This is a genomic window from Flavobacterium flavigenum (assembly GCF_027111255.2).
In the GTDB taxonomy this organism is placed as follows: Bacteria; Bacteroidota; Bacteroidia; order Flavobacteriales; family Flavobacteriaceae; genus Flavobacterium; species Flavobacterium flavigenum.
The window spans coordinates 5,030,121-5,053,444 of the sequence record NZ_CP114285.2 but is presented as its reverse complement, the minus strand read 5'-3'; the positions used below and the strand labels follow the sequence as shown (position 1 = coordinate 5,053,444).

At 35.2% G+C, this 23,324-nt stretch carries 14 protein-coding genes; 12 read left to right on the top strand and 2 right to left on the bottom strand.

The features are described 5' to 3' along the window. Positions 1 to 20 precede the first annotated feature (20 nt). Positions 21 to 908 carry an ABC transporter ATP-binding protein gene (locus OZP09_RS20990; RefSeq protein WP_269235571.1) on the top strand — a complete coding sequence of 296 codons (888 nt, stop codon included), beginning with the start codon at positions 21 to 23 and terminating at the stop codon, positions 906 to 908. A 190-nt stretch (positions 909 to 1,098) separates the two neighbouring features. Next, the gene (locus OZP09_RS20985; protein WP_269235570.1) at positions 1,099 to 4,263 is read left to right on the top strand and encodes an ABC transporter permease/M1 family aminopeptidase; all 3,165 of its coding nucleotides are present in this window, start codon (positions 1,099 to 1,101) and stop codon (positions 4,261 to 4,263) included. Between the two features lie 1,014 nt (positions 4,264 to 5,277). On the opposite strand, the gene OZP09_RS20980 is transcribed toward OZP09_RS20985, so the two are convergent. Further along, the gene (locus OZP09_RS20980; protein WP_269235569.1) at positions 5,278 to 7,680 is read right to left on the bottom strand and encodes a glycoside hydrolase family 2 TIM barrel-domain containing protein; all 2,403 of its coding nucleotides are present in this window, start codon (positions 7,678 to 7,680) and stop codon (positions 5,278 to 5,280) included. A gap of 673 nt (positions 7,681 to 8,353) precedes the next feature. Here OZP09_RS20980 and OZP09_RS20975 point away from each other — a divergent pair. The 3 genes from OZP09_RS20975 to OZP09_RS20965 all read left to right on the top strand — a co-directional run bounded on the left by OZP09_RS20975 (position 8,354) and on the right by OZP09_RS20965 (position 10,134). Next, on the top strand, positions 8,354 to 9,118 hold the full coding sequence (locus tag OZP09_RS20975; RefSeq protein ID WP_269235568.1) for a helix-turn-helix domain-containing protein: 765 nt from the start codon (positions 8,354 to 8,356) through the stop codon (positions 9,116 to 9,118). A gap of 70 nt (positions 9,119 to 9,188) precedes the next feature. Beyond that, positions 9,189 to 9,683 carry a DUF1398 domain-containing protein gene (locus tag OZP09_RS20970; protein ID WP_269235567.1) on the top strand — a complete coding sequence of 165 codons (495 nt, stop codon included), beginning with the start codon at positions 9,189 to 9,191 and terminating at the stop codon, positions 9,681 to 9,683. Further along, complete coding sequence (locus OZP09_RS20965) at positions 9,649 to 10,134, top strand: cupin domain-containing protein (protein WP_281309945.1); 486 nt, start codon at positions 9,649 to 9,651, stop codon at positions 10,132 to 10,134. Before OZP09_RS20970 ends, OZP09_RS20965 begins: the two co-directional genes overlap by 35 nt. A 481-nt stretch (positions 10,135 to 10,615) precedes the next feature. Here the strand turns inward: OZP09_RS20965 and OZP09_RS20960 are convergent, their stop codons facing one another. Beyond that, positions 10,616 to 12,847, bottom strand: a complete 2,232-nt coding sequence (locus OZP09_RS20960; RefSeq protein ID WP_281309944.1) for a DUF6055 domain-containing protein — start codon at positions 12,845 to 12,847, stop codon at positions 10,616 to 10,618. A 537-nt stretch (positions 12,848 to 13,384) separates the two neighbouring features. Between OZP09_RS20960 and OZP09_RS20955 the strand changes: the two genes are divergently transcribed. The 7 genes from OZP09_RS20955 (at position 13,385) to OZP09_RS20925 (ending at position 23,317) form a co-directional block, all read left to right on the top strand. Next, positions 13,385 to 13,951: a Crp/Fnr family transcriptional regulator gene (locus tag OZP09_RS20955; RefSeq protein ID WP_269235564.1), complete on the top strand. Its 567-nt coding sequence runs from the start codon at positions 13,385 to 13,387 to the stop codon at positions 13,949 to 13,951. An 82-nt stretch (positions 13,952 to 14,033) separates the two neighbouring features. Further along, entirely contained in the window at positions 14,034 to 14,771 is a 738-nt protein-coding gene (locus OZP09_RS20950) for an SDR family oxidoreductase (protein WP_281309943.1), read from the top strand. A gap of 917 nt (positions 14,772 to 15,688) precedes the next feature. Beyond that, positions 15,689 to 16,231: an RNA polymerase sigma-70 factor gene (locus OZP09_RS20945; RefSeq protein ID WP_269235562.1), complete on the top strand. Its 543-nt coding sequence runs from the start codon at positions 15,689 to 15,691 to the stop codon at positions 16,229 to 16,231. Positions 16,232 to 16,342: 111 nt separating this feature from the next. Beyond that, positions 16,343 to 17,506 (top strand): FecR family protein, encoded by a 1,164-nt coding sequence (locus OZP09_RS20940; RefSeq protein ID WP_269235561.1) that lies wholly within the window; start codon positions 16,343 to 16,345, stop codon positions 17,504 to 17,506. Between the two features lie 155 nt (positions 17,507 to 17,661). After that, positions 17,662 to 20,925: a SusC/RagA family TonB-linked outer membrane protein gene (locus OZP09_RS20935; protein ID WP_281309942.1), complete on the top strand. Its 3,264-nt coding sequence runs from the start codon at positions 17,662 to 17,664 to the stop codon at positions 20,923 to 20,925. A gap of 11 nt (positions 20,926 to 20,936) precedes the next feature. Then, the gene (locus OZP09_RS20930; protein WP_281309941.1) at positions 20,937 to 22,307 is read left to right on the top strand and encodes a RagB/SusD family nutrient uptake outer membrane protein; all 1,371 of its coding nucleotides are present in this window, start codon (positions 20,937 to 20,939) and stop codon (positions 22,305 to 22,307) included. An 8-nt stretch (positions 22,308 to 22,315) separates the two neighbouring features. Then, entirely contained in the window at positions 22,316 to 23,317 is a 1,002-nt protein-coding gene (locus tag OZP09_RS20925) for an ABC transporter ATP-binding protein (protein ID WP_269235559.1), read from the top strand. The last annotated feature ends 7 nt before the right edge of the window (positions 23,318 to 23,324 follow it).

Here is a 23,324-nt window from a genome sequence, read left to right as displayed (position 1 = left end):
TAAAATTTAAATTCAAACAAATGAACAGTCTTAGTATTTCCAATCTCTCCAAAACCTATTCTAATGGTGTAAAAGCACTGCAAAACATAACGTTGGATATTCCAGTAGGCATGTTTGGCCTTTTAGGCCCCAATGGCGCGGGAAAATCAACTTTAATGAGAACAATCGCCACATTACAAGAGGCAGACTCCGGCAGCGTGAAACTCGGAGATATAGATGCCCTTACGCAGAAACATGAACTGAGAAAAGTATTGGGATACCTGCCCCAGCAATTTGGTTTGTACCCTAAAATTTCCGCTGAAGTTCTCCTGCACCACTTAGCGGTGTTAAAAGGAATTACTAAGCAAAAAGAACGCCGCGAAATAGTGAATGCCCTTTTACATAAGACTAATTTATATGAAGTAAAAAACCAAAACCTCAGCGGATTTTCAGGCGGAATGAAACAGCGTTTTGGCATCGCGCAGGCATTACTCAATAACCCAAAACTGCTTATTGTTGATGAGCCCACTGCCGGACTCGATCCTGTTGAAAGAAACCGGTTTTATAACATCTTAAGCGAGCTTAGTGAAAACACAGTGGTAATACTATCCACACATATCGTGGATGATGTAAAGGAATTGTGCACCGACATGGCCATCATTAATAAAGGAGAAGTGCTTCTTAAAGGAAATCCTCTGGAATTAATAAACCAGACAGAAGGCAAAATATATCAAAAGACAATTCATAAAAATGAATTGCAAGAGTATAAGAAAGAGTATAAAGTAATCGCAGAAAAATTATTTCTTGGAAAACCTATAATTCATGTCATAAGTGAAAACAATCCGGAAAATGGTTTTATCTCAGTAAATGCTGGTTTAGAAGATGTGTATTTTTCGCAGATTCTTGCCAGTTCTAAAGAGAAACTTTAATTCTCCTGAATACTTAATCAAGTAAAATTTTCTATTCTAATCTATTAAAATTAACGATTAACCAATGTGGTACGACATATTTAAATTCGAAATCCAATACAGAATAAAACGCCCCGACAGCTATATCTTTTTTATTTTTATATTCTTCTTTTCCCTTGCGGGTGTGGACTTTGTCTTTCAAGGCATTGATATGGGTTCCGTAAAAACAAATGCGCCTATAGTAATAGCTAAAGCAATGGCTGCTGTTACCGCAATTTTAATGATGGTCACTTCTTTGATTATGGGTGTTTCAGTATTGCGGGACTATCAATACAATATAGAATCTCTATTGTTTGTTAATCCAATCCAAAAGCGGGATTATTTATTAGGCCGCTTTCTAGGATCTTTAGCAGTATTATTGTTTGTATTTTCAGGGCTTTTATTAGGATTTACCCTGGGCGAATTTATGCCTTGGCGTTATCCAGAAAATTTGATGCCTTTCAACTTTTTAGCTTATCTGCAGCCTTTTATAACTGTAGTGCTGCCCATGCTGTTTTTTGGATCGGCATTGTTTTTTGTTAGTGGCGCTTTAAGCAGAAACTTAATAGTAGTCTATACACAGGGAGTACTTATTTTTGTTCCCTTTCTATTGACAAAATCTATAAAAAACGATTTCCTGCAAGCCCTTTTAGATCCTTTTTCCCTGACAACGCTCACTGATATGAATGCCTTGTTTACAGCGGCAGAACGCAATTCAATGCTTGTTCCTTTTAGCGGTGTGCTTCTATACAATAAATTATTCTGGGTTTTTCTAGGGATGCTTATTTTAATAGCAGGGTACTTCAAGTTTAATTTTAGTACAGCAAAAAACAAAAAACCTAAAGAGAAAAAAATAAATACTATCCATGACTTAAATACTGCCGCTAACGAGAATCTCAAAATCCCATTAGTATTAATACAGTATAATTTTAAATCACAATGTATTCAGCTATTACAGCTTACATGGTTTTATTTTATATCCATTTGTAAACAGGCATCATTTTGGGCTATTATCATCTGTGCATTAATTATCATTTTAATAAACTCTATTAATCTGAATATTGCATATGATGCTGCCAGTTATCCTACAACCTATCTTGTTATAAAAGAATTAAAAGAATTATCGCTATATTTTTTTGTAATAATACTGATCTTCTATTCCGGCGAGCTCATCTGGAAAGAAAGAGAAATTAAGCTGGATTTAATCTATGACGCAACATCCATATCTGGTATTATAAGCCTGCTGGGCAAATTCCTGGCCCTTTTACTGATTTATATCGTATTGATACTCTCACTGATTATATTTGGGATTACCTTTCAAACGGCAAACGGCTGGTATCACTATGAACTGGATGTTTATTTCTATGGCTTTTTTATTGAGTTTTTTCCTTTTCTGGTTTTGTACACCTTCATATCTTTTTTCTTTCAGGCGCTGACAAATAATAAATTCACAGGCTTTATTTTAGTAATGATTTTTGTCATCCTAAATACTGTTTCAGAATTCTTTGGCTTCGAGCACGATCTTTACAAATTTGGCGGGAGCGGTTTGGATTCCTATTCTGACATGAATGGTTATGGTCACTCTCTAGCACCATATTTGTGGATGAAGACATATTGGATTGCATTTGCCATTCTACTCTTAATCCTCGCCTCGATTCTCTCTGTCAGGGGCACTGAGACCAGCTTAAAAAAACGCATCGAGCTGGGTATGCATCGATTAACAAAACCCATGCTCCAATTTGTATTGTCAGTATTGACGGCATTTACTTTGTTAGGAAGTTATATTTTCTATAATACCAATATCCTCAACCAATATCAAAACACGGCTGAAGGAATAAAATTTAAGGCAGATTATGAAAAAACGCTCAAAAGGTTTGAATATCTGCCGCAGCCTAAAATTACAGATGTCAAGCTGCAAGTTGATCTGTATCCAGAAACCAGAGATTATACCGTTCAAGGTTATTACCTACTTACCAATACCTTAAAAGAACCTATTTATAAAATCTATTTACAGAAACCGATGGGATCAGAAATAAATTTAGAAGAAGTAAGTTTTGAGCAAGAAGCTTTTGCAGATAAACAATATAACCAATACGGCTTTTACATCTATACATTAAAAAAAGCATTACAGGCAGGTGAAGCTCTTAAAATGAAATTTAAACAGAGGTATACAACTAAAGGTTTCAAAGAAAATGATTCTAATAACATTGTCCTTCAAAATGGTACGTACTTGACAAATAAAGCGTTACCAACTCTGGGCTACAGGAAAGAATATGAGCTTGATGATACTAGAATTAGGACAAAATTTGAACTACTGCCTGCAAAAGGAATGGCCAAAAGAAATGATAAAACGCAATTAACATATTCAAGTACTGAAGGTAATGCTGATTTAATCAATTTTGAAGTTACTATCGGGACAGACAAAAGTCAAAAAGCCATTTCTTGCGGCACTTTACAAAAGAACTGGACATCAGGTAATCGCTCCTATTTTCATTATAAAACCGATAAACCAATAGTAAATCAGTATGCGATAATATCGGCAGATTATGAAGTTTCCAAGAGCAGATGGTCTGCTAAAAATGATCGTTTGACAGCTCCGGTAGATTTAGAAATCTATTATCAAAAAGGACATCAATATAACGTGGAGAAAATGACCCAGGCTGTCAAATTATCTTTTGATTATTTTTCTACAAATTATGGCCCCTATCAGCACAGCGATATGCGTATAATAGAAACTCCTAATTACGCCCAGCAAGCAGAGTCTTTCCCCGCAACAATACCATTTTCTGAATCCAATGAGTTTATGCTCAATATTGATGACCAATCAGATGTCGATATTATTCTCTACAGAACAGCCCATGAATTAGCACACCAATGGTGGGGAATGCAGCTGCAGGCGGCAAATGTTCAAGGAAAAAATATGATTTTGGAAACACTGGCCCAATATTCCGCTCTAATGGTGATGAAAAAGAAATATTCCAAAGAAAAAATAGAGCAGCTTTTGCAAAAAGAACAAGAAGTCTATCTGCAGGCAAAGAAAAGATACGACAAACAAGAAGTTCCTTTAGAATTAGTTGAAAAACAAGATTATATATTCAATGCAAAAGGAATTTTAGTTATGTACACTCTTCAAAATTATATTGGGGAAGAAAAGGTAAATCTTGCTTTAAAAAGTTTTATCCGGGATTGGAACAATTCTAACGGAATATTGAAATCAAAAACTTCTAATTACCCAACAACAAAAGAACTGCTGACTTATTTTATTGAAGTCACCCCCGTTTCTTTGCGTCATAAAGTGTATAGTTTGTTTGAAAAAACGAAATTCGATTATATTTAACGATAAATGAATGTAATTTATATAATCTTTATAGTAAAAGATTAAATAAAATGGCTAAAATTTCTACTGGAATTATTTTCATTACAATACTTAACTGTACATTTTCAGGCAAGTATTGTAACAATTAAAAAACCACATTGATAAAGGGTTAAGAACATGAATAGAACATTTATAGCTCATTGCAAAAAAACTAGATATTTTTTCATCAATCCCCAACAGGACATCTAAACCAAAAAGTTGAAGCCATATAAAGACAGCTTCTACTTCCAGTATGCCAATCTCTTTAAATCCTCCATGAAATGGTTTGTAATCTGTCCATTAGAGGTCACTACATCCAAATGGCGCCTATTGAAGACAATTGGCGCCATTTTTTTATTACGCCGTTAAATACGGTAACTTGGATCATTTTTGCTTTTATTTTTCTCTTTTAAACAAATCTAGAACAAAGAACAAACCACACAAAATCAAGCATTTACAATAAAAACATTATAAATTATTGATTTCTCATTTGATAACTTAGCAGGGTTCGACCACCAATCATAGAGCAGAAACTGAATCTGCAACCCCCTAATTTGTTTCAATTAGTTTTTAATGGCAAATTTTACGATTAAAAATTGTCTATTTAACTTTTTAGCCCCGATAGCAGCGGAAATCCTTCTGCGCCGGGGTTCGGCACAGAAGATTAGAGCGGATAGCGGGAAAAAGCTCCTGAAAAACAACATTAAACCTAAAATAATACAGCCGGTCCTGTCACGTATCACAGGTGCATAAAGGATTTAAATGAATACGGTTATATAAACTATATCCCAAAAAGAAATAGAAACCAGAAAAGCGTCATTTATTTTCTTGTTTAAAAAAGCAGAACCGCTATTTTTTGGGAAAAAAAATTAGAGCAGTTTTTTATAAGTGTTTAGCAATTTAAATTTTGCGGCAGAATCGCGGCACATGGTGTTTTTGAAAAGTAGACCCTTAGCAAAATGAAGGTCTGCCAAGCTTAGGTTCGAAACTATTAAATTACTCAACTCTAAGGTTTAGAGAAGAATCTTTTAAATCTGGCGATTTGACTTTTAAAATAATACTTCCTTTTTCTTTCTTACTCTTTATAATAACCAATGCCTGACCCTTCCACGCTTTTCGTTTATTGGAAACATACGGCTCTGTATCTTTAAGGTTTGCATTTGCCAAACCTACAATAGTGCCTGCTCCTTCAATTTCAAAGCTTAATAAATTTTCCGCATTTGGTTCACGGACTCCCTCTAAGTCAGTAAGCTCTATATTGACATATGCTAGGTCGTGTCCGTCAGCTTTTAGAACTGTTCTATCTGGTGTTAATGTAATTAAAGCCGTTTTACCTGCGGTTTTAAGAATTTGAGATTGAACTTCGCTGCCATTCACTATTGCTGCTGCCTTTAATTCACCTGCATTGTATGGAATCTGAAATACAGCTTTAAATTCCTCTTTTCTCGTCGTTGCTTTTTCTCCCACCAATTTACCATCATGATAAAGCCGCACCGAAGGATAAGTAGAATAAATTTCAACATCAATCATCTTACCTTCATATCCCGGCCATTTCCAGCTTTCCCAGGTTGGCCATACAGACCATAGTGTTTCCTGAATTTCACCATAATAATTATTAGGTTCTTTAACTGCCAGATATAGCATTTTTTTACTGCTATAAAGCATCTCTCTGTAATAAGATATTGGTTTTCGCATTCCGATTAGATCTATATCGCCACAGTAAGCGCCATGCCAAGGGAATAAATCACGCTCATAATGTTCACCTTTTACATCTCCTTTATAATAATACCTGCCAATACCCGATTCACCAAGATAATCCATAGCTGTCCAGACAAAATCACCAATTATATAGGGGTTATCATTTACGGCTTTCCAGTTATTGAAAGCATCTCTTGGATAAGACTCTGTCTGTAAAATGATGCGTGAGGGCACTCTTTCATGATCTGATGCTGCCCGATGCATCTGATAATTGTATCCGCCTATATCATGCATTGCAAAGAGAGGATCAAAAACTTCCCAGTCATTATCCCATGTTGTCATAGCCGATGTGACCGGTCTGCCAGGATCTAGTTTTCGTACATGATTTGCCAGTTTATGAGCCGTCTGCACAGCTTCAAGTGTTTTTCTTTCGATTATTTCATTACCTATACTCCACATAATTATACAAGGATGATTTCGGTCTCTCAGTACAAGCGCTTCAATATCTTTTTTCCACCATTTATCAAAATAGATGGAATAATCATAAGTGTTTTTTTCCTCACGCCATCCATCAAAACTTTCATCAATCACCATCAAACCTATAGAATCACACGCCTGCAGAAAAGCTTCAGAAGGGGCATTATGGCTTGTTCTTACGGCATTGAAACCTGCTTTTTTCAAGAGTACCGCTTTTTTAATTTCTGCCTGATCATAAGCGGCTGCACCTAAAGGTCCGTTATCATGATGGACACAGCCTCCATTTAGTTTTAGCTGCACTCCGTTTAAAACAAAACCTTTCTGAGCATTGTACTCTATTTTTCTAATTCCGAATGAAATTTGAGATTGATCTATTACATTGTTTTTCTGATATATTTTTATGACTGCACGATATAAATCTGGACTTTCAACTGCCCATAAATACGGCGCTTTTAGGAAAATATTCTGAGCAACATCCTTATTGCCATTTGCCTGAACCTCTACTATAATTGAGGATGCAGCAGTATTTTTATTCTTCTTGTCTAAAATATTAATCTCTAATTTTATCTGTTGAGGTGAATTCGTTTCATTTTGAACATTTACCTGTACATTAACCAAGGCCTTTTTGGAGTCGACTTCCGGTGTTGTAATAACCGTGCCCCACTGGGCTGCATGGATAGGATTTTCAGTGATAAGCCAAACATGACGATAAATCCCTGAACCAGTATACCATCGGCAATTTTTTTGCTGCGAATTATCAACCCTTACAGCTACTACATTTTTGCCTTCTTTTACATACGGGCTTATATCATGAAAGAAAGAAGAAAAACCATAAGGACGTAATCCTAACGAAGTTCCGTTAATAAATACCTCAGCGTTCATATAAACTCCTTCAAAATAAAGACTGAGTTTCTCCTTCATTTGTGATGATGTGATTTGCAATACTTTTCTGTACCAGCCAATTCCCGCGGGAAGATAACCTCCATCATTTCCCATAGCATGTTTGGAATCAAAATTACCTTCTACGCTCCAGTCATGCGGTAAATCTAATTCACGCCACGCACTGTCGTCAAAATTCTCTTCTGAGGCATGGGGATAATCTCCAAGTTTAAACTTCCATCCAAAATCAATTTTTATTTTTTTCTCTGCTGCAGTGTTTTGCGCTATTGCAGTAGTGGTTAGAAGTGTAAATATTGCAAACCAAAAATATTGTAGTTTTCTCATTTAGCAGGGCAGATAGTCTAATGCAATAACCAGATTCACTTTATTGGGAAAATCAGCTATATTACATTTTAGAATTAAAAATAAGTGTACAATATACAATTATTATTCTTTTTAATTAATTATATATTAAAAAAAATCTTTTCTTAATTTTAGTATCAGACAAGCAGCTCTTTCATTTATCCTTCAGTAATTTTAAAAAAGATTTTGAATAAAATCTTAATCTGCCTTCACTAAATATAATTTTGGATAAAGCAAATCTCAAGCCTTCATCAGCTATTGCATTGACTATAAACAACATGACTAAACCAAACTTTATCAATATTAGTGCATATGGCAATATGAACGAAAGTACTATGAAGCAGTTTTCTTCGTGTGAATGCATGGTTTTCGACTTATTGTTTTTGTATCTGAAGAGTCAGTTATTCCATATTAAAAGACTTTTTCATATAATCACCGCTAAGATTTAAAGAGTATTTCAATGACATCTTGCGAAGAGTTATTCGTATTTATCTTGAAAGGTTACTAGATAGGGTAAAAATTCTTAAATTAGCTTAAAAATAATTCTGGGTATTGCTCAAAATTAACCTAAAATAACCGCCTTGACATAATGCATTGGATTGTATAAATTAAGTTTTAGAGAATTTTAAGGGGTTAAGAAAACATATTAAAATCGATGAAATTTGAAAAACATTTTCCTACTGAACAATTAAGGCCCTACATCAAATATTTTGCAGTGTCGGAGAATGAATTTGAAAATGAGTATAAAGTTTTCCCATCCTCGGGACTTGTTATCGGATTTCAATACAAAGGAGAACTTGCCAGCATAAAAGACAATAGTGAAAGCAAACTGGCAGCGGCAGGAATAACAGGAATTACTGACTGCTGTAAAATCTTTAAAAATTCGGCAGATATAGGAACAATATTAGTTTTCTTCACTGAAATCGGCTTTACTCATTTTGCTTTGCATCCTGCCAACGAACTCTTTAATTTAAGCCTTTCACTTGGCTATATTTTTGATAAAAACAGCATAACTGAAGTAGAAGAGAAATTAGTGGCAGCCGATACGGACAAACTTCGAATAAAAATAGTTGAGCAGTATTTAGTCTCTCAGCTCAAAAACGTTCAAACAGACAAATTAATTGTTCAAGCCGTGAAACTCATTTATCAAAGCAAAGGAACTATCCGTATAAAGGAACTTAATGAAAAGTTATTTATCAGCCAAAGTCCATTTGAAAAGCGTTTTAGAAAAGCCGTTGGCACCACGGCTAAAAAATTTGCTTCAATTGTCCGCTTTAATGCTGTTCTTGACAGCCTGAATCAAAACAAAACGCTGACAGAAATCTGTTATGAAAACAATTTCTTCGACCAGGCCCACTTTGTAAAAGACTTCAGACAATTTACGGGAGAAACTCCTGAAAATTTTAAACGCTTCTTGTAGAAAAACGATTTTTTACAATTAAACGGGTTTTCATCACTGCATCTTTGCATTGCAATCTAATGTAAAGACAATGATAAAATCAATTCTAAAACCGGCAGTCGTATTCTCCAGTTTAAGCATTATGGCTGCGTGTGATTCAGTAAATCGTTTAATAATTAAAAAACAAGAAAAAATGTTTACAGCAGAACAAATCAAAGAAGCCCACAGCAAAGTAAAATCAGGTGCAGATTTCCCTTCTTATATTAAGGAAATTAAGTTATTGGGAGTTACCCACTATGAAGCTTATGTAAGCGATGGCCATATTGACTATCACAGCGGAAGCCATTATACCGCAACCGTTCCGGCAAAGTATGAAGCATTAGAAATTGCTGAGAAGCCAAAAACAGAAAAATTTAAAGCAGAATTACTTGCTCATCAGCAAGGCAGAACAGACTATCTGGCTTTCATAAAAATGTGTGCCGAAACAGGAATTGAAAAATGGGAAATTTGTATGGACAAAATGTCCTGCATTTACTTTGACAAATCAGGAAATGAAATTCTGGTTGAAGAAATTCCACAAAATTAATTATGAAGGAGATATTCTCAAACAATGGAACGATGATACTCTCATCGTTCCATTGTTTAAAAATGAACAATATGAAAGCCACGGAAATAAATTAAAAGCAATTGTTCATGCCGCTTTAACTAACAATAAATACGGATTTTATCAAATAGAAATGCTGGCCAATGTCAGAGGGCCAAAGCTGCATTATCATAAAGAACTGGATGAAATATTTATAAGTAATGAAGGAATCTTGACACCCCTGACAGCTAAAGGTGAAATAAAGGCCGCACCAGGAACTGTAATTCACATACCAAGACTATCTGTTCACGGCTATAATAATAATTGGGACGGTATGTTAAAAATGACAATGATTTTCAATCTGGATTGGGTAGGGAAGCTTTTTTTAGAAAAATGTATCAAATGCTTACCAAACACCAGCAGATTTAGCTGCATTTCAAAAATTATCTCTTGAAAATGACAGCTATTCGGTTCACGAAAATGACATCGTACCAATGCGAGAGGGAAAATAAAACTGTCTTATCAATGCTTTATAAAATAAAAAAAACGTTTTTTATAGATACAAAAAGGAGTCACTTCCGTTTTTTTCTACAAAAAGTTAAGGCGGTTTTTAAAGATATTTCACTCTTCTAATATTTACAGGAAAATTGTGATAGATTATTATTTATTAAAATGAAAAAACAGCAAAATGAGGCTCTAACAAGTTTACGTCCGAAACTGTAATGAATTAATAAAAAAGTAATCCTCCATTTAAAAAATATTATCTTGCACCTGCTGAAATTCGCTTTTTCGGCTCAGCCTCATTTCTAAGCGTTAATTTCTGAATCGGAGCAAATAATCAAGAAGAAGGGTCCAACTTTAATTAAAAAGCCAGACCCTGCAATTTTCAATCTTACCCCTTTTTACAATAGTGCCAAGTAATTGCTAATGAATCATTACTGCTTAATAAATGTTTTACTGACTACTTCATTTCCTCTCTGAATCTGCAGTAAATAAACCCCAGGAGCTAGATTACTGCAATTGTAAGGAATTTCAATTCTGCCAGTATCATAAATTTGGCTCTTAATAACATTTAAACTGCGCCCGCTGGTATCAAATACTGAAATTGTAACTTTTTGCTGTTCAGTCTGCAAAAAAGTTATATTTATATTTCCAGTTGCTGGATTAGGATAGATGCTCAAATCAACTTCTGACTCTAGGACTGACTTATTGGAACTAAGTGCAGATGCTGTGCAGTTAGGTGTGGAGCTAAAAGCCATCTGTGCAGCTGTAAAGTTGGTAAATGCTGCATTGATGTCGATATTAGAAGTATCAGCTGCGCCTTTGCCATCGCAATTATCTCTTCCGTTTCTCCAATATGGAAACTGCAAATAAACACCCGGTGTAGAACAGCTTCCAATTTCTGCATCACCACCCACTACAACTGAGCTTCCAAAATCTCCTGCAAACAGCATTGCGTTTCCTTTTATATTTGCTGTGTTTTTTACAGATCCGCCTTCCATCCACGCATTACCTTCAACAATTGCAGTGTTTGATATCGTTGCGTTGTACACACATGCATTTCCTCTAACAATCGCACTGCCATTTATAGTTCCGCCATCTACCATAGCATAATCTTCTATTCGGGCATTTCCTGAAACATTTCCGGCTCTTACAATTGCATAAGGACCTACATATACTGTAGATGCAACAGTCGCATTATTAGAAACCCATCCGCCTCCGTTAGTGTGCAGATGTCCGTTTGTTTTAAGATAACTTCTGAAATTTGCTGCAGGCTGATATCCTTCAGGAGTAGCATTTGCAATTTTCAGTTCATAAGGATATCTTCTTTGTTTTGGGTAACCAACATCCATATTGTAATTTACATGGACTTTTGGCGCAGCAAAAACTACAAGATAAATATTGGCTTCTGTAGCGGTATTAAGCGTAAAGGAAGCTTCGCCATCCACTTTATACATTGGACTGTAACGCGAAATAGTACCATCGGTCTTTGTCGTAACAAAACCATATCTCCATCCTGCTTGAGTTGTATTAACCTCAGTATGTCCTTTAAATTTAATGGTAACTTTCTTTTGGGTTCCCGTACAGGTTGGATATAAAGGAATTACGTTCATTCCGTAATCTTGTGGAGCCCAATCGTTATTTGTATAATATTGATCTGTTGTTCCTGTAACTTTAGTTAAAAGTGTGTATTCTCTGCTGGTATAGCGAGGCATATTTGTTTTTATGCTGTTATACACCGTTCTGATGGTTTTTCCAAAATTACTCGTCGCATTGATTTGAGAGTTCCATTGGATAGGATAATCAAATGCAGGTTGTCTTTGCGCATATCCCCAAAGATAATCATCAAGTTGGTCTTGCGTAAAACCTTTTAATCGCTTAATGGTTTCAAGCGGATGCTCTTCATTCATAGATTCCGCCCACATTCTTCTAGTGAAATCAAAACCTTCTTTTTCCTGCACATAATACATTAAATGAAAATTCGTGTAGTGATGTCTGGTAGACGACCACATAAAATGCTTCGTCTGAATCCAGCGGGTAAGAGTTCCGTCAATTTCTGCCCATTGAGGGTAGGCTTGGGCGCGCATAAAGTTCGCATGTCCCTCAAAAAAAGGACCTGCCCAATCGTATCCGGAAAATGCTTTTCCTGCACCCGGATTTTCCTGAATACCCATCATCATCTGCAGCGTATGGGCAAATTCATGCGATAATGCGCCACCATCTCTTGTGGCTTCCGGATGTACAAACATAGCACCTATAGTGTTACTAAATGAACTAGCCTGAGCAAAGGCCTCTAATCTCGGATCTGTAGAGTTCCAGGTATTCATCATCATAATAATGATCTTGTATTTTCCAAAATTTGTTGTTGGGGCATTATTTATAAAATGCAAATCGGTAATGTAGCGCTTAAAGCTAGTCTCAAGCGTATCTGCCACCGATTTTGGAGTGAATCTTAAGGTAGCATCAGCATATGCTGCAGGATTTGTGCCCACTTTATCTCCCCAGTAAAGTACGAAATTCGTAGACTCATATTTTCTGGTGCTGGATACTTTATTGTAAAATTCATTGTTGGGATCACTCCATTCTGTGGGAGTAAAAAGCGTTTTCTGTGCAATTGCAGAATAGCTGGATAGAAAAACGACAACTAGCAGTAAAAGTTTTTTCATAGTTTGTTTAATTATTAGGTTAAGAAATAGCATTCTTTTGTAAATGTAAAAAACACACTACTGCCTTTGTGAGACAATATTATCTATATTTAATACTATTTTACCTATATATATAACACAATAAAATATTTAACAATCTGTAAAAAAATACAGACAAAAGAAAGAGCTGCAACTAAAGATTAAAAAAAATCGAAAAAAAGCTGGCTTTAAATTTAATATTGGATAACTAAATAGTATTTTAAAACCAAAGATGCTCGGGAAATTAGGTATTATATTCTGGTTGGCTGTTTTAAAAAGTGATTAACGATTTGTTATTGTCTTACATTTTCGTTCATTCATCTTCCAGAAATTCCAGATTAAACATAATAGAAGATTAGTGCTTAATAAATATCATGTTAAATTTTCAAACCTAATTTAAGGATAGCGGAATTAATTCTTCGGTTTAATTTTATAATAAATACTATTGCAAGAAGCATAGATATAAATCAATCGAAATTTTAAATGGAAATTAAATCATTTTTTTATAAACTTGCCGTTATGAAAGAATTAATTGAATATATTTTACAGTTTGGAAATTTAAGCAAACAGCAGCTGGAGTGTATTGAAAAAAAAACAATTGTAACACAACTTGAAAAAGACGACTACTTTTCCGAAGCAGGAAAAATTCCAATGCAGATTGGTTTTATTTTAGAAGGTGTTATTCGTGGCTGCTATTACAATGATAAAGGAGAAGAAATCACCAGATGTTTTATCAGCGAAAATAGTATAATAGTTGATTATGTCAATTTTGAAGCAAACACTATTTCTTCTGAATATTTGCAAGCCGCTACAAAATGTAAACTCATTGTTTTTTCAAAACAGGATTGGGAAGAAATTTCTCAGACCATAGCGGGTTGGGAAAACATTAAAAATAAGATGTTTCAAAATTGTCTTTTTCAAAAGTCCAGAAAAGGCCCCGTAATTTCCCAAGATGCCACCACTCGCTATCTGGAATTTATGAAGAACTATCCGTCAGTCTTAAATCGTGTTTCTCTGAGTTTTACAGCCTCATATCTTGGTATTACACAGCAATCATTAAGCAGAATTAGAAAAAACATTCGTTAACTGCATTTTTTTTTACCAAATGGTAAAAGATTTCTTTTTTACACGATGCAACTTTGCATTATTAATTTAAAAGAAACAATAAATGAAATCAGCATTAATTACAGGGGCAAATAAAGGGATAGGCTTTGAAACAGCAAAACAATTATTAGAAAACGGCTTATACGTTTATATAGCAAGCCGTGATTTGAAAAAAGGGCTCCAAGCAGTTGATAAATTAAAAGCACAAGGATTCAGCAATTTAGAAGCTGTGCAATTAGACGTTACAGATGAAAATTCTATAAAAACTGCACGTAAAGAGATCGGCAAAAAAATAACAGCCATAGATATCCTCATTAATAACGCTGGTATTAACGGAGGAATGCCCTTCACTGCACTTGAAGCAAGAACAGATCAATTTTTAGCTGCTTTTGATACCAATGTATTTGGAGTAGCGAGAGTGACTAAAGCTTTTATTGACTTATTGCAAAAATCGACTGAGCCAAGAATCGTAAATGTCAGTACAAGTGTAGGCTCCCTCACATTGCAAAGCGACCCTAACTGGCCTGCTTATGATTACGCAAAATATGCTGTTTACGGCTCTTCAAAAGCCGCTATGAATATGTATACTGTCCATTTAGCTTACGAATTACGTGATACCGCTTTTAAAATAAATGCAGTCTGCCCCGGCTACACAAAAACCGATTTTACCAATCATAATGGCGGCGAATTAGAAATCGCAGCAAAACGCATTATCAAGTATGCATTAATTGATAAAAACGGACCAACAGGTAAATTCTTCAGCGAAGAAAGCAATCCTTTAAAAGGTGAAATTCCATGGTAAATAGAATTATCCATTTAACAACAAAATGTACAAGAAGTTAAGTATAAAAAGCAAACTAAAACAGTTTTTAATTTCAGTCTATTTCAGTGAAAATTTATAAGTATATAATCTTTAGACATTTTACTCATAACTATATAAAGAATATCATTTGATAAATGTATTGCTGCAAACTTTTAAATTTATATTCTTTTACACAGTTGAATTTCTGCTTTATGATTTATCACCCATCGATGAATTTTAATATAAGAACTTCAGAATTAAAATTTACTTGTAAAAAATTTACTTTATACTAAAAATTTTACATCTAAAATAATAACCAGAAATCTTTTTTTATAAGAAAGGACATGCTCTTTATGATTTTTACATTTAGCCCTTACAGTAGATAGAATCAAATTACTAACAAAAAAATATCTTACAAATTTACTTGAGAATAAATAAACTGACTTCATTAAATCACCGGTAAAATGATTTGTAAATTTTAAAGTAAACGCCACTAAATTCTAAAATCCGATTTCAAATGGAATTAACAGATTATATTTTACTTTAAGAGGATTATTTTTTACATAAGTGCCAATCTTTTTAGAATACTATTTTGCATCAGCATACAAAGTAGATGTTATCAAAGGTGCCTGCATTATTAAAAAGGGCAAAAAATGGGATATGAAAATGTGAAATTTGTAACATAAAAAAAGCTGTTGGCAGCAGATTACCTGAATCTGCTTAAAACATAAATTAGATGTCTTACAAACCAAGATAAGATTTACAATAAAGCATACAAACAGCCAAGACTAGGTCAAAATAATTCCGATTCCGTATTCCAATGAGCTAATAGCTAAATTTTGCATGAATTAATTATGTAATTTTGCTATTAGTAATCAGAACTGTATATTTTTGCAAAAACAAGTTATCTCTCTCTATTGGAATTCACTCAACCGGCACTTCTTAAAAGTGATATAAAAAAAATATTTGAAACCTATTATGAGGCGCTTGTTTCGTATAGCTGCAGATTTATAGCCTCTAGTGATGAGTGTGAAGATATGGTTCAGGATATTTTTGTAGATATCTGGGAAAAAGACCTGGCCTTTCCAGATGAAACATCTTTAAAAGTTTATTTATACAAAGCCACCCGAAATAAATGCTTTAATTTTATTAAACATACTAAAGTAAAAGATAGGTACGCCGCCAATAATACACAATTTTTGCAAGATGACAGTTTATTTTTAGAACAAGTTTTAGAAGAAGAGATAGTCAGACAGCTTCATCAGGCTATCGAATTGCTTCCAGATAGAAAAAAAGAAGTTATAAAGCTCATTCTTATTGGCCAGAAAAACCCTGAAATTGCCGAAACTTTAGGCATCAAAATACAGACTGTAAAAACCTTAAAATCTCAGGCTTATATCATTTTAAGAAATCAGTTTAAAGACTTGGAATCTTTTTTATACTTTTTAATTACCCAATAGCACCAGTAAACACAGGGCTTTTAAAAATTAATTTAATTTTTATTAAAAAAATATCAAATTTCAGTAGTACTTTTTTACTTCTTGGTTGTTCTATAGAAAAGCACCATTAGAATGAAAGATATTTTCAATTTATCGATACTTATCATTAAAAAGAAATTAAAGATTTTAAGCGATGATGAAAAGTCACGTTTAAAATATTTCAAGCAGGATTATCCATTTTCAAAAGATATTGATTTTGTGAAAATAGTTTCTAAAATTTCAAACTATTCTCTCATTGACAAAGAAGCTGCCTGGAAATCTATTGTAGAGAAATCCAATAACAAAAAAGTCATTGCCCCTGTTATTTCTATAAACAGATCTTGGCTTAAATACGCTGCGGCCGGTTCACTTGTGCTGCTGCTCTCACTTTCGTATTGGTTTTTAAATAAAGCAGATCAGGCTAAAAATAATGTTTTGGCTAATACCCCAATTGAAATTGGAAGCAGCAAAGCAACATTAACCTTAGAGGACGGATCCAGAATAGCTTTAGGAAAAGGAACCAATTACAACAGAAATAACCTAAGCAGTAACGGGGAGCATATTATATATAAGTCTCAGGGTAAAGAAGCATCACAGGAAATCGGATCAAATTTTTTAACAATTCCAAGAGGCGGGCAGTTTTTTATAGAGCTGGCTGACCAGACCAAAGTCTGGCTTAATTCAGAATCCCAATTAAAATATCCCGTTGCCTTTATTGACGGAGAAGTCAGAAAGGTAGAATTGGTTTACGGAGAAGCCTACTTCGAAGTTTCCCCAAGCAGCGAGCACAAGGGTTCAAAATTTGAAGTTTTTACAAAAAAACAAACCGTAGAAGTTATGGGCACGCAGTTTAATATTAAAGCTTATAATGGAGAAAATAATATCTACACAACACTGGTAGAGGGAAAAGTATCAGTAAATATTGCAGGCCGCAAACACCTGCTGATTCCTAAACAGCAGTCTGATTTTGATCTTACTGATAACCAGATAAAAATATATACAGCCGATGTTTACAGTTCTGTTGCATGGAAAGAAGGGCTTTTCAGTTTTAATAATATGTCTTTAAAAGATATTATGAAAGTATTATCGCGCTGGTACAATGTCGATGTAACATTTGAAAACACTAAACTAGAAAACGTAAAATTTAATGGTGTTCTGCGAAAAGACCAGGATTTAAAAGAAATATTAACAACCATACAAACAACCAAATTTATCAATGCCTATGAAATAAAAAACAGAAGAATTATTATAAAATAAGAAAGGGAATAAAGTCACGACCTCTCACAGTAATGTACTTTATCCCTCCTATAATGTCGCCTAATTAAAAATTCAACTAACCAACAATCAAATTTATGAAAATTAAATTTACTAACAATGTTTTCCTTTGCAGGAAATCGTTTACACTGTTTATTATGAAAACTTTTATATTTTTATTCTGCACAACAGTTTTCAGTTTTACTCCGGGGAAAATATTCTCACAGAATGATAAAATCATAATTGATGCAGATAAAACAGCAACCGTTGACGAGGTTTTCGATCTGATTCGAAGACAAACAAAATATGCTTTTATTTACCATGAAGATTTATTTGAAAAGGTTCCTAAAGTCCGCCTTAAAAAAGGAACTATAGACGCTGGTAAACTTCTGGAAGAAACTCTAAAAAAAGGCAATTTTGAAGTAACAGTTACGGCAAACAAAACCATTCTGATAAGAGAAAAAGAAGTAAAATCTCTATATGCAAGCTACATGATCAATGGAAAGGTACTGGATGAAAACGGGCTGCCGCTTCCCGGTGTAACAATCTCACTTGTAGGAGGAAACAAAAGCGGGTTATCTGATTTTGACGGTCAATTTTACATAGAGCTGCCGCCAGGAAAGCATACCCTTAAGGTATCTTATCTAGGATATAAAACACAGGAGATTATCGTTGAAAACCAGACATCTCTAACAGTTAAGATGCAGCCTGATTTAGCCAAACTTGATGAAATTGTAATTATTGGTTACGGTACAACAACCAAAAGGTCTTCAACTGGATCCGTAGTTAAAATTACTTCCGAAGATATTGAAAAACAGCCTGTAACTAATATTTTACAAACCCTGCAGGGAAGAACCCCTGGTGTTTTTGTAACCCAGACTTCCGGCTATGCAGGAAGTGACATGAACATCAGCATTCGCGGGCGAAACTTTATTGAGGGAAAAAACCTGCCGCTTTACATTCTGGACGGTGTTCCTTATATTGGAGATGATATTAAAGAGCAGGTACAAAATCAAAATGTTATTAGAGGAGCCCAAAAATCAACAAGCCCGCTTAATATTATAAATCCTAATGACATCGAAAGCATTGAAATCCTTAAAGATGCCGATGCAACGGCAATTTATGGTTCAAGAGGTGCCAATGGCGTTGTGCTTATTACGACAAAAAAAGGAAAAGCCGGAAAAACAGAGTTTACCGTAACGACCAACTCGGGAGTTTCTCAGGTAGCCCATATGGTAAAAACATTAGGCACTCCTGCTTACCTCAACATGCTGCAGACTGCCCTTGACAATAGCGGCGGTACAGCCGATGTTGACAGCAATGGTATTGCCCTTACCGACTGGGATCCGAATGCCCAAACCAACTGGCAGAAGAAGTTAATCGGCGGCACGGCAAATTTTACTAATTTTTCCGGTTCATTAAGAGGCGGCAACGATACCACCAATTTTCTTCTGAGCGCATCTTATCACAAAGAAACTACTGTTTTACCTGGAGATTTCGGTTATAACAAATTCTCAACCAATTTTAATGTCAACCATACTACCCTGGACAAAAAATTAAAATTAGGGGCTTCGATAATTTATACCATAGATAAAAACAAACTTCCTTTCTTTGATATTACAACATATGCTCTGAGTACTGCCCCAAACCGTCCTTTGTACAATCCAGACGGAAGCTTATACTGGTCTGCTGATAATTCTGATGATATCAGCCCCATTGGAGCCTTAGGCAAAAATGTGGAAGATAAGGGAAACAACATCCTTACAAGTTTTAATCTGCAATATGAAATTGCAAAAGGATTCTCTTTTAAAACAGACTTAGGATTCGGAAGGACTCAAATGCAGACCGAACAAACGATGCCGGCATCAGCTACTAATTATGTATATGACCAGGCCAACGGCGATGACTCTAACTATGCAAGAGCATACTCGGTTTCAACCAATACAACCAATAATTTTACTATAGAACCACAGCTGAATTACACCACTGGATTATGGAAAGGAAACCTGACTGCACTTGTTGGAGGTTCCTGGCAGAACAGAAAATCTGAAATGCCCTCATATATAAACTCCAGTAATTACAGTGCGGATAATTTGATTGGGAATACAGCAATTGCAAAGGTTATAAAAGCCTATAACGGCAGTTCAGAATATAAATACATCTCTCTTTTCAGCAGATTAAATTATAATATTTCAAATAAATACATTTTGAATGTCAACTTCAGAAGGGACGGCTCATCAAGGTTCGGTGCAAATAACCGTTTTGGAAATTTTGGCTCTGCAGGAGCGGCATGGGTCTTTACGCAGGAAGATTTCATGAAAGATATCCCTGTACTAAGTTTTGGTAAAATACGCGCCAGTTATGGAGAGATTGGAAGCGATGAGATTGGGGATTATAAATATGCAGACACTTTTGAAACCCGTAATTATGGTGACGGGCATGCTTCAATGTCTGCTGCCAGAATTCAAAACCCGAACATTAAATGGGGACTTACCAAGAAATTTGAAGCCGCAATCGATTTGAATTTCCTTAAAGACCGTATTTCTTTCAGTGCAGCCTATTACAAAAATACTTCCAATAATCAATTGGTCGATTATACCCTTAGCGCCCAGGCAGGATTTACATCCTACACTGCCAATCTACCGGCTGAAGTAGAAAATAAAGGATGGGAGTTTACCCTGGGTACAACCAATGTCAAAAACAAAAACTTAAATTGGTCCACAGACTTTAACTTTTCTACCAATTCTAATAAATTAGCCAGATTTGACGGTATCGAATTTAGCAGTTATTATTCTCAATACATCGTTGGAAACCCTATAAGCAGCAGATACTTAAAAACCTTTACAGGTGTAGGTGCTGATGGAGAAGCTCAATTTGAAGATGTAAACGGAGATGGTGAAATATCAGACGGATTAGCACAGACCGGCAAAGGCGACAGAAAATATTACGGGCCTACATACCCTAAATATTATGGAGGAATCTCAAATACAATCAGCTATAAATCCCTAACACTTGACTTTTTGTTCCAATTTGTAAAACAGAAAGGCAGCACTTTGATGTCAGATACAGGAGCCCAGCCGGGTTATCCATACAGTACGGCTAATTTTCAGGTCGATGAGTACAATGATTATATAGCGCAAGGTCATGTTATAAGTTCAGATTTTCAAAACAGCTTTTACGATTATATAAGTTCTAATGCTTCACTGGTAGATGCTTCGTATATAAAACTTAAAAATGTTAGTGCCTCCTATACAGTTCCTTTAGATGCAGCTACCCAAAAAGTACTGCAGAGTATCCGAATTTCACTTCAGGGACAAAACCTGGTGACCTTTACCAAATACAAAGGACTTGATCCGGAAACGCAGGGGCTCGCATTGCCACCCTTGCGTACGATCACTCTTGGAACACAGTTTACATTTTAAATCTAAAAAACATGAAAAATTATTATACTAAATATACCTATATATTTTCTTTTTTTCTTTTTATTGCACTGACAAGCTGTGATGATGCGCTCGATGTTGACCTTCCCAGAAATCAATTATCATCACAAACCGTCTATGCTTCAGATATAACAGCAGAAGCTGCCATTAATGGTATTTACCAAAGTATGGTTGAGTCTACCTACAATGATTACCTGCATACGATCCTTGGACAAACCTCAGATGAACTGACACCAAGAACAGGAATTGCTAATCCGTACAGTTCAAATGAAATCCCTGATACTGACGGATCAATAAACACGATGTGGACGCAATTGTATAAAACAATTTATAACGCCAATAATGCAATAGAAGGAATTGGTAAAAGCACTACCCTTACTGCTGCAAAAAGCAGGCAGTGGACTGCAGAAGCAAAATTCTTAAGAGCCTATTCCCATTTTTACCTGACTAATCTTTGGGGCAGTGTTCCTTTAATTTTAACAACGAACATAGATGTTAGTGCGCTGGCTCCCCAAACTGCGCAAAATGAGGTATATGAACAAATTATAAAGGATCTCACAGATGCTTCAAAAGATCTTCCTGCCGATTACAGCAATTATGATAATGAAAAAATCAGAGCCACAAAATGGGCAGCAGAAGCTTTATTGGCCAGAGTAAACCTTTATATGGCCAGATGGAATGAAGCAGCAGTACATGCATCCGAAGTTATAAACCAGACCGGTACTTACAGTATGGTTAAAGGCCTAACTGCTACAAACAGTCCCTTTATTGCTGATAATAAGGAAGCGATTCTGCAGATACCATATTATAATGTGAACTACACTTATGAAGGATCTGCCATATTTACAACCAGAGGCACATACTTACTTAGAAAAGGTAATGCACTTTTTGAAATAGGTGATGCCAGAAAAACGAACTGGACAATTGATATTAAAAATACCAGTAATGTGTTTCTGGGAATTGCACCTAGGAAATATAAAAACAGCTATACTAATTCTCCTTTAGAGCGCTCAACCATATTGAGACTAGCTGAATTGTATCTTATAAGAGCCGAAGCCAGAGTTCGATCAAATGATATTACTGGAGCTCAGGAAGATATAAATGTAATTAGAAACAGAGCTTTACTGGCAAATACTACTTTAACAGATCCTAAGCAATTGCTTGATTTAATTGCTTTGGAAAGACAGCGTGAACTTTTTGCAGAAAACGGACACCGATGGCTGGATCTTAAAAGAACAGGAAAACTGGATGAAACGCTTTCTGTCTTATCGGATAAAATCTGGAAATCTACCGACCGTTTATATCCAATCCCAGAACCTGCTCTTCGCTCTAATCCCTTTTTAAATCCAACCGAAGGATATTAACAATAAAAATGACGCAGGAATGTACTTTTATAGAATACATTCCTGCAATTTTATACAACACTATGGAAACAACAATTGTAAGAGTTGAGGACTTGTCGCATCAATACAGTAAGGACTGGGCAATACAAAATATAAGTTTTGAAATTAAAGAAAACAGAATTTTAGGTCTTTTGGGGTCCAATGGCGCTGGAAAATCAACTACCATGAATATTCTCTGCGGGGTTTTAAACCAGACTCATGGAAATATATTTATTGACGGAATCAACCTCAAAGAAAATCCTGTTGAAGCCAAGAGACTAATAGGATTTTTACCGCAGACGCCGCCTCTGCATTTGGATTTAACAGTAAACGAATATTTAATTCACTGTGCAGAATTGCGCCATGTCAAAAAAGAAGATTTGCATAATGCTGTTGAAAAAGCAAAAGAAAAATGTGGTATTGCACATTTCAGCAACCGTTTAATCAGAAACCTTTCAGGCGGATACCGCCAGCGTGTGGGAATTGCGCAAGCCATTATACATGAGCCAAAACTGGTGGTTTTAGATGAGCCTACAAACGGGCTGGATCCAAACCAAATTTTAGAAGTGAGAAATTTAATCAAGAAAATAGCTAAAGATAAAGCCGTGATTTTCTCATCACACATTCTTTCTGAAGTTCAGGCAACCTGCCAGGACATCAGAATGATTGAGAACGGACATATGGTTTTCTCCGATACGCTGGATGCTTTCAACAATTATATCGAAGCGGATAAATTAACTGCAAGTTTTGAAAATCCGCCGGCTCTTGAATTACTTACCAATATCCCTGAAATTACAGCTGCTGTTTTTCTTTCGCCTAAAAAAGTACAGCTCACCTTTACTGGAACACAGGTAATTGCCGAAAAAATTATTGCACTAAGCGTCTATAACAATTGGAAACTCAGAGAAATTCAATTCGAGAAAGTTTCCCTGGACGAAATTTTCGCTCAGTTATCTAAAAAAGCACCTTCTAAAAATTCTAGTCTATCTTAAAAGTAAA

What these genes read in the sequence shown, in the direction of transcription:
- OZP09_RS20990 (WP_269235571.1), top strand. Translation starts at nt 21, where the DNA reads ATGAACAGTCTTAGTATTTCCAATCTCTCCAAAACCTATTCTAATGGT.
- OZP09_RS20985 (WP_269235570.1), top strand. Translation starts at nt 1,099, where the DNA reads ATGGGTTCCGTAAAAACAAATGCGCCTATAGTAATAGCTAAAGCAATG.
- OZP09_RS20930 (WP_281309941.1), top strand. Translation starts at nt 20,937, where the DNA reads ATGAAAAATTATTATACTAAATATACCTATATATTTTCTTTTTTTCTT.
- OZP09_RS20955 (WP_269235564.1), top strand. Translation starts at nt 13,385, where the DNA reads ATGAAAGAATTAATTGAATATATTTTACAGTTTGGAAATTTAAGCAAA.
- OZP09_RS20935 (WP_281309942.1), top strand. Translation starts at nt 17,662, where the DNA reads ATGAAAACTTTTATATTTTTATTCTGCACAACAGTTTTCAGTTTTACT.
- OZP09_RS20970 (WP_269235567.1), top strand. Translation starts at nt 9,189, where the DNA reads ATGATAAAATCAATTCTAAAACCGGCAGTCGTATTCTCCAGTTTAAGC.
- OZP09_RS20950 (WP_281309943.1), top strand. Translation starts at nt 14,034, where the DNA reads ATGAAATCAGCATTAATTACAGGGGCAAATAAAGGGATAGGCTTTGAA.
- OZP09_RS20960 (WP_281309944.1), bottom strand. Translation starts at nt 12,847, where the DNA reads ATGAAAAAACTTTTACTGCTAGTTGTCGTTTTTCTATCCAGCTATTCT.
- OZP09_RS20975 (WP_269235568.1), top strand. Translation starts at nt 8,354, where the DNA reads ATGAAATTTGAAAAACATTTTCCTACTGAACAATTAAGGCCCTACATC.
- OZP09_RS20925 (WP_269235559.1), top strand. Translation starts at nt 22,316, where the DNA reads ATGACGCAGGAATGTACTTTTATAGAATACATTCCTGCAATTTTATAC.
- OZP09_RS20980 (WP_269235569.1), bottom strand. Translation starts at nt 7,680, where the DNA reads ATGAGAAAACTACAATATTTTTGGTTTGCAATATTTACACTTCTAACC.
- OZP09_RS20940 (WP_269235561.1), top strand. Translation starts at nt 16,343, where the DNA reads ATGAAAGATATTTTCAATTTATCGATACTTATCATTAAAAAGAAATTA.
- OZP09_RS20965 (WP_281309945.1), top strand. Translation starts at nt 9,649, where the DNA reads ATGAAATTCTGGTTGAAGAAATTCCACAAAATTAATTATGAAGGAGAT.